At 37.9% G+C, this 2059-nt stretch carries 2 protein-coding genes; both read right to left on the bottom strand.

The genetic code is table 11. The annotated features are described in order from the left end of the window. Window positions 1–187: 187 nt before the first annotated feature. Window positions 188–1423 (bottom strand): protein rep, encoded by a 1236-nt coding sequence (locus E2R51_RS19530; RefSeq protein ID WP_133378734.1) that lies wholly within the window; start codon window positions 1421–1423, stop codon window positions 188–190. Window positions 1424–1494: 71 nt separating this feature from the next. Next, a complete protein-coding gene (locus E2R51_RS19525) occupies window positions 1495–1770 on the bottom strand; it encodes a hypothetical protein (protein WP_133378733.1) in 276 nt (91 codons plus the stop codon). Window positions 1771–2059 lie beyond the last annotated feature (289 nt).

The following is a 2059-nucleotide window of genomic DNA, read 5'->3' as shown; positions in this document are numbered from 1 at the left end:
TCAAATAGGTTTCAAATAGGTTTCAAATAGGTTTCAAATAGGTTTCAAATAGGTTCAGATGGTTTCAAACACTTTCAAATAGTTTCTTTTGGTTTCAGATGGTCTATATTGCAATTTCAGTCACTTCACTTCCCGAAATTCGCCCCTCATTCCTCCGCCTCGTTGTCGTTCCTCCGCCTCGTTGTCGTCAATCGGTACTCATTTCAGTCAGTTCAGCGACTCTATTTTTTAGTTCCATCGTTTCCGCAAATCTCTCTAACTCTTCGGGGTGTTTTTCTAAATAGACTGGAACATATTGAATAATTAAATCGGATGCAGTATCCGCATCATGCTTTACATCGTACTCTATGCACTCAAGGTATTTAGATCGCAATTTACAAGATAAGATAATTTTCCAAATCTTAATATCAATAGTATTAACCTGTACGCTGTCTTTGTCTGTTTCTGTTGCTAACTCTTCATCTGTCTTATCTTCGATCAATAGCAGTGATTTTAGACCCTTAGACCAACGTAATTGAGCCTTACCCTTAAATGATTTTGCAAATACATGAAATAATCTGCCTGCTTTGTCATCCCCTGACTCTGCCAACCGCAGTAAATCCCAAGGGGTTAAGCTACCTTTACGACCCTTTTTAATATGACCCTTTGTTACTTCATCCTCTAAGCCCCATTTAGATACATACTCTTGAGCATAAGAACCATCCCGAACATCACAACCATGTTCAAGGCTAGGTTTTTTTAACCCTGCTTTAACACAGCACTTTTGCCAAATAGCCCCTAATTCATTCTGTAACACTATAGAACCTCCCAAAAAAGGACTCTCGAAAAAGTACAAAATATGATAATGAGGATGCCAACCATTAGAGCCGTAAGTAACTTCCATAGCCCTAATATGACCAACTTTACCTAATCCTTTTAGAAACTCTCTAGGCTTTCTATCCCCCATAAAATGCTTTAATGCCTTTTTTTGGCTAGATAACTGCCCTTGCAAGTCGTCACTGATGTAATGAGGGTTAGTAAGGGTTACTAAGTAAACAGAGCCACCAGTAGCCGTATGGTGCTTAATAGCCTGTTTTAATTCCTGCCTACGCCCCTCTGATATTTGAGCAGAGCAAACAGGGCATACCCAAACCGAACCGCAACGCTGAACATTAGAATAATGGGCTTTTTCTCTAGTAGAGTTATAACGAACCTCGACATCATCGCTTGATGATATGCGATACCGTAGGCAACCCCTTACGCGTTCCTTAGGTAATAATTTTATAACAGTATTTTGTAAAACGTATTTTTCAGCACGTCTGAAACTATCCCCCTCTAGCCCTTTGTTTATGGGCGTGGCGTCAAAGTTCGTATATATACCAAGGGGCTGTGATTTTTTTGATACAAAATCTGGGTTTTGTAGGTTAATTTTTAATTCTTGCATGGTATAATGTATCCTCTATTGTGAACCAAACCCCTGTAGGACGGCAATCCTAAGCAGGGGTTTTTTATTGCTTACTCTAAATCTAATTTGTGCTGTTTGAGTTCATCAACCTTTAAATCAGCCAAATCAAACATATTGGCTAAAACGTTGGTTGCGTTTTCCTTATCCTTAATTACTTTCAAACCATCTCTAGTTATTTCAAGTGCTGGTTTCATTTCTTGTAAAAAGTTTCTAATAAATCCCGCTTTTGATTGTCCTGATAATTCGCTTAATTCCTCTATCAAATCATTTAGATCAGGTTTCAGGCTTAGGTTAACTCTTATTGATGGGGTTTCTTGAGTAGTCATAGATATTCCTTGTTAATCCGTCACAAATAAATCATATCGTAACAGAAAAAGGATTACAAGCAGTAAACAACCAACCAACCAACACAGATAAAAAATACCCCATTTTTGTCGGCGGTAGCCTATCCTGCAATCCAAACAAACATTAAAAAACCCCTAAATACGCATATTTAGGGGTAAAGGAAGTTTGCTAGTGCTGTTTTATGCTCATATACGCTCATATACGCTCATATACGCTCAAATAGGTTTCAAATAGGTTTCAAATAGGTTTCAAATAGGTTTCAAATAGGTT

The organism is Jeotgalibacillus sp. S-D1, from assembly GCF_004358665.1.
In the GTDB taxonomy this organism is placed as follows: domain Bacteria; phylum Bacillota; class Bacilli; order Bacillales; family Jeotgalibacillaceae; genus Jeotgalibacillus.
This window is presented reverse-complemented; position numbering and strand designations above follow the sequence as displayed.